The 5,590-nt window shown below is 68.9% G+C and carries 6 protein-coding genes; 3 read left to right on the top strand and 3 right to left on the bottom strand.

What is annotated here, in order from left to right:
- On the bottom strand, positions 1-624 hold a 624-nt coding region (locus AC1DZ6_RS17580), incomplete at its 3' end, for a c-type cytochrome (protein WP_477098435.1).
- A 159-nt stretch (positions 625-783) separates the two neighbouring features.
- Between AC1DZ6_RS17580 and AC1DZ6_RS17575 the strand changes: the two genes are divergently transcribed.
- Together AC1DZ6_RS17575 and AC1DZ6_RS17570 are read left to right on the top strand one after the other, a co-directional pair.
- Positions 784-1,524: a 3-deoxy-manno-octulosonate cytidylyltransferase gene (locus tag AC1DZ6_RS17575; RefSeq protein WP_477098434.1), complete on the top strand. Its 741-nt coding sequence runs from the start codon at positions 784-786 to the stop codon at positions 1,522-1,524.
- Positions 1,521-2,414 (top strand): prephenate dehydratase, encoded by an 894-nt coding sequence (locus AC1DZ6_RS17570; protein ID WP_477098433.1) that lies wholly within the window; start codon positions 1,521-1,523, stop codon positions 2,412-2,414. Before AC1DZ6_RS17575 ends, AC1DZ6_RS17570 begins: the two co-directional genes overlap by 4 nt.
- A gap of 21 nt (positions 2,415-2,435) precedes the next feature.
- On the opposite strand, the gene AC1DZ6_RS17565 is transcribed toward AC1DZ6_RS17570, so the two are convergent.
- Positions 2,436-4,439: a di-heme-cytochrome C peroxidase gene (locus AC1DZ6_RS17565; RefSeq protein ID WP_477098432.1), complete on the bottom strand. Its 2,004-nt coding sequence runs from the start codon at positions 4,437-4,439 to the stop codon at positions 2,436-2,438.
- 167 nt (positions 4,440-4,606) lie between these two features.
- Between AC1DZ6_RS17565 and AC1DZ6_RS17560 the strand changes: the two genes are divergently transcribed.
- Positions 4,607-5,023 (top strand): MAPEG family protein, encoded by a 417-nt coding sequence (locus AC1DZ6_RS17560; protein WP_477098431.1) that lies wholly within the window; start codon positions 4,607-4,609, stop codon positions 5,021-5,023.
- A 146-nt stretch (positions 5,024-5,169) separates the two neighbouring features.
- On the opposite strand, the gene AC1DZ6_RS17555 is transcribed toward AC1DZ6_RS17560, so the two are convergent.
- Positions 5,170-5,590 (bottom strand): NAD(+) diphosphatase (locus AC1DZ6_RS17555; RefSeq protein WP_477098430.1); only part of this gene is annotated, 421 nt, incomplete at its 5' end.

The raw sequence follows: 5,590 nt of genomic DNA, 5'->3' as shown, positions 1-5,590 counted from the left end.
GGCCGGAGCCGAACCCGCGGCGGCGGCGCCGGCGGCCGGAGCCTCGCCCGCAGCGGGAGCCGGGGCCGCGCCAGCCGGCTTCGGCGCCGGAACCGGCAGCTTCGAGCCCAGGCTGTGCAGGTAGGAGATCACCGCGATGCGGTCTTCCTGCTTCTTCAGGCCGACGAAGGTCATCTTGGTGCCCGAGATGTATTTGCCCGGGGCCTTCAGGAACTGGTCGATGTGGTCGTAGTCCCACACCGGGGTCTTGCCGCCGAACTCGGTCATGGCGGCCGAATAGCCGAAGCCGCCGTGCGAGCCGGGCTTGCGGCCCAGGACGTCCCACAGGTCGGGGCCGGTGCCGTTGGGGCCGCCCTGCTCGAAGCTGTGGCACGAGGCGCACTTGGCGGTCACGGCCTTGCCGGCTTCGATATTGGCCGGAACCAGCAGGACGCTGCCCCAGTCGGGGGCGACCTCGGCCGCCGCGGCGCCTTCGCCCGCGTCTTCGACGACGGCGATCTCGTAGCCGGGCTTTTCAAGCTCGTGCTTGGCGAAAACGATGTCCGACGCTTCCTTGAGGCCGAAAATGATCAGGCCCGTCATCAGGACGCCGCCGAAGATCTTGTTGAACGTCAGGTCGCTCATCTAAAGCCTTACCAGCCTCTTGGGGGCCGTCTGACGACAGGCCCGAAATCCGCGCCCGGAGGGTTCCCCCGCGCGCTCCATGTTGCGCTCGCGTCTCTTACACGCTACCGCCCGGGGCGCAACCGGGCAGCAACGGTTTTGACCCGCAACGGCCTCTACATGAACCCCATCGTCGTCATTCCGGCCCGCATGGCGGCCACCCGTCTCCCCGACAAGCCCCTGGCCGACATCGGCGGCGTGCCGATGATCGTCCGCGTGCTGCGCCAGGCCCAGGCGGCGGGAATCGGTCCGGTGGCGGTGGCGGCCGGCGACATCRCCATCGTCCACGCGGTCAAGAAGGCCGGCGGCCAGGCGGTGCTGACCGATCCGGGCCTGGCCTCGGGCTCGGACCGCATCCTGGCGGCCCTCGACGTGCTGGACCCCGAACGCCGCCACGACGTGGTCATCAACCTGCAGGGCGACATGCCGTTCGTGCAGCCGTCGGTGCTGAGCGCCTGCGCCGACCTGCTGGGCGCCCATCCCGGCTGCGACATCGCCACGGTCGTCGCGCCCGAAGCCTCGCCCGCCGACCGAACCAATCCCGACGTGGTCAAGGCCGTGCTGGCGATGGAGCAGGACGGCCTGTCGGGCCGGGCGCTGTATTTCACCCGCTCCACGCTCTATGGCGACGCCCCGATCTGGCGTCACATCGGCATCTACGGCTATCGCCGCGCCGCGCTGGAGGCCTTCAACGCCGCCCCGCCTTCGCCGCTGGAGAAGCGCGAGAAGCTGGAACAGCTGCGGGCCATGGAACTGGGCCTGTCCCTGCGCGCCGCCGTGGCCGCCGAGGCCCCGATCTCCGTCGACAATCCCTCCGACCTCGAAGCGGCCCGCGCGTATGCGGCCGGGAAGTCAGCATGAGCATCCTCAAGAAGATCGCCTTCCAGGGCGAGCCCGGCGCCAACAGCCATGAGGCCTGCCGCACCTATTTTCCCGACTACGAGGCCGTGCCCTGCGCCACCTTCGAGGAGGCGTTCGAGGCCATCAAGACCGGCGCCTGCCAGTTGGGCATGATCCCGATCGAGAACTCGATCGCCGGCCGCGTGGCCGACGTCCACCACCTGCTGCCCGCTTCGGGCCTGAAGATCGTCGGCGAACGCTTCAAGCCGATCCGCTTCCAGCTGATGGCCAACAAGGGCGTGACGCTGGAGACGGTGAAGATCGCCTCTTCGATGCCGATCGCGCTCAGCCAGTGCCGGCACAGTCTCAAGAAGCTGGGCCTGGCCCACGAGAGCGCCGGCGACACGGCCGGCGCCGCCAAGGCCCTGGCCCTGAAGCCCGATCCCACCCGCGCCGCCGTGGCCCCGGCCCTGGCCGCCGAAATCTACGGCCTGGACATCCTGGCCCGCGACATCGAGGACGAGCGTAACAACACCACGCGCTTCCTGGTGATGACCGCCGAGGCCAAGCCCGAACCGCCGCCGTTCACCCACCGCTGCGTGACCAGCTTCGTGTTCAAGGTCCGCAACCTGCCGGCCGCCCTCTACAAGGCGCTCGGCGGGTTCGCGACCAACGGCGTCAACATGACCAAGCTGGAAAGCTACATGGAGGGCGGGGCCTTCACCGCGACCTTCTTCTATGCCGAGGTCGACGGCCGCCCCGAGGACCGCCCCCTGGCCCTGGCCTTCGACGAACTGAAGTTCTTCTCCGACAAGTTCGAAGTGCTGGGGGTCTATCCGGCCGACCCGTTCCGGGACCGGGTTYAAGAGCCCCCGCAACCACCGTCATCCCGGGCGCAAGGCCCCGGATGACGGTGGCAAAGGGGCGAGCCCTCACTGGCTCTTCAGGAACTCGATCAGCGCCACGCGCTCGTCCGGGCTGAGCTTGGGGCCGATCACGCCGTCCTTGCCGACGGTCCCGTCGCGGAATTCGTGACCGCGGTTGGAGTTGCCCTTGGTGCGGGTGTCGAACTTGAAGCTGCCACGCGGACAGGACGAGACGTCCAGCCCGACCGCCTTGGGATCGTAGGGTCGGTTGCCCAGGCAGAAGGTGGTCGGGCGGTCGCGGGCGGGATCGGGACCAAGCAGGGCCTGGATCGACGGCACCGAACCGTTGTGCAGATAGGGCGGCGCGGCCCAGATCCCGTTCAGCGGCCGCGCCTTGTAGGCGATCTGGGCCTCGATGCAGTTGGGGCGGTTGCCCTTGTCGGCCGCGACCTGCGGGGCGCTCAGCAGCAGGCCCCGCCGCACCTGGAACTTGTCGACGACCGACTGCACCGCCGAGGCCAGGGCCTGGCCGAACACCAGCTGGGTCTGGGGCGGCGTCGGGGTGGTGAAGCAGATCACGCCCGTCTTGGGATCGGTGACGCCCGGCTGCACGCCCAGGGCCAGCGGCACGGTGATCTTGCGCGTGGACAGCACTCGGGCCTGGCCCGGATCGGTGCCGACCACGCTCTGGGCAATGACGTGGTTCTGCAGATAACTCTCGCCGTGCTCGTTGACCGGCGTCCAGTTGGCGGGGGCGTAGAGGGCTTGGCCGGGATCGTCGACCGGCGGCAGGTGGCAACCCTGGCAGCGTTCGGCGTAGACGCGCCGCCCGGCGGCGGCCCTGGCCGGGTCCAGCGGGCCCAGAACGTCCTGCGGCCATTTGGGCGACATCAGGCCCGTGAACCCGCGCACGCGATTGTCGGGCAGGCGCTCCTGGGGATTGCCGCCCTCGATCAACTGCTCCATCTCACCCAGGTTGTGGACCGGCACCGACGAGGTCCACAGGCGGGCGGGGTCGGAGAAGCTGGTCATGTTGACCCGGGCCGACACGCCCAGCGCCTCGCCGACATTGCGGATCGCCGGCTGGCCGATCGAGCCGTCGTACTGCGCCCACGAGAACCACGGCGTGTTCCACAGATGCGGATACTTCACCGGCGCATCGACCGGCGCGTAGTTCACCAGCGGATCGAAGCCGGGTCCCTTGGCGGCGACGAGGTTGGTGTAGAACACCGCGTTGCCGATCCGGTTGAGCGCGTCGAGGCGGTTGAAGCCTTCGTCGACATTGTCCTTGTCGATGCGGGCGGTGGCCGCGGCCTGGCCCATCAGGGTTTTCAGGGTGGTCTTGAGCTCGGCGTGCAGCGCCCTGCGCTGGGCCTTGGTCGCCTTGGATCCCAGGACGCGGTCGGCGAAGGTCTTGAAGCGCCAGGGCAGGACCTCGGTCAGCAGCAGGGCGGCGGTGGCCGCCTTGGTCAGGTCGCTGAGGCTGGTCGCGGCGTTGGCCCCGTCGATGCGCAGGCTGACGCCGTTATATTCCAGGTGGCCGGTGTGGCAGGCCGCGCAGGTCAGGCCGATCTGATCGGGCAGCATCTGCCCGGTGGTCGGATCCTTGTAGGCCCGGGTGATCGCGAAGCCGACAGGCAGGCCGTCGGGGTTCTCGCTGGGCAGCATCTCGCCCCGCGCGTCCTGTCGGCCCAGCTGGATCGGCGCGGCGTAGCCGTAGCGCGCCGCGTCGCCGGCCCCGGCCTTGGGACTGGGAATGAAGCCGAGCTTCTGCATGTAGGCGTCGCCGGACAGCAGCCGCTCGGGCCCGAACGGCGAGATCTTCGGCTCGGCCAGGGCCACGAACCAGGCATAGGGGATGGGCACCGACGAGGTGCCCTGGGTGGCGTGGTGGAACCAGTAGCGTTCGCTGGAGCTCCAGTTCTGCTCCAGCCAGCGCGCTTGGCGAACCGGCTGGGCCGGCGGCAGCGGCGGCTCGAGAAAGGCGCCCAGTCGGTCGAGCAGGAGCGCCGCCACGAAGACGCCGACCACCACGGCCAGCACCCGGATGATCTTCCCAAGGTTCGACATCGGAGCCCCCTCCCAAGATCCCGTATAAGGATTTGTCGAGGCTACACACAATTATGAAGTGTGCCTATCCGGGGAATGCTCACGCGGGCCTTGCCGCAAGGGCAGGCTTTGCCAGAACGCGGTTCTCTGGCTAGCTGGCCCAAACAAAGGTCTGGGGAGGGCCGACAATGCACACTCTGATCGCACCGGTGATGGTGCTCGTGGCCTGGTCGCTGGTGATCTGGCTCTGGATGTACGTCCGCCGCATTCCGGCGATGAGCAAGGCGGGGATCAAGCCGCAGGACGCGGCCCATCCGGGCAGCCTGAATGTCCTGCCCGCCGGGGTCCGCTCGGCGGGCGACAACTACAATCACCTGATGGAGCAGCCGACGATCTTCTACGCGGCCGCCCTGGCCATCCAGATCGCCGGCCACGCGGACGGCTGGGCCCTGCACCTGGCCTGGCTGTATGTGGCGCTTCGGGTGGTCCACAGCCTGGTGCAGGTCAGCGTCAACGCGGTGACCCTGCGGTTCCTGGTGTTCTCGCTGTCGACGATCACCCTGGCGGTGATGGTGGTGCGGGAGCTGGTGAAGCTGTTCGGGTAGCTCCATCACACCCAAATCAGTTGTCATCCCGGACAAGGCCCGAAGGGCCGCTGATCCGGGACCGCCGGAAGCGCCTGCGCTCAGGCGTCAGTCCCGGATCTTCGCGCTGCGCGCTCGTCCGGGATGACAACCCGCTTGGAAGAGGCCTAGCTCTCCGCCTCCGCCCAGGCCTTGATCAGCTGATGGGCGATCGCCAGCGGGGGCGGTGCGAAGAAGCCTTCCAGCTCGCCCTTGATCAGCGCCTTGGCCTCGTCCTTGGTGAACCACTTCACCGCTTCCAGCTCGGTCTGGTCCGGCGCGGCGGCGTCGCTGTCGACGTCGGCCATCAGACCCATCATCAGCGACGAGGGCCACGGCCAGGGCTGGCTGGAGTGGTAGCGCACCGCCGTGGCGGTCAGGCCGGCCTCCTCCATCAGCTCGCGGGCGCAGGCCTCCTCGATGGTCTCGCCGGGCTCGACGAAGCCGGCCAGGGCCGAATACATGCCAGGCGGCCACGCGGCCTGGCGGCCCAGAAGGCAGCGGTCGTCGTGCAGGGCCAGCATGATCGCCACCGGATCGGTGCGCGGG

It is taken from the genome of Caulobacter sp. P1_B12_2, from assembly GCF_056406675.1.
Note: the sequence above shows the minus strand (reverse complement) of the source record. Positions and strands in the feature narration are given on the sequence as shown.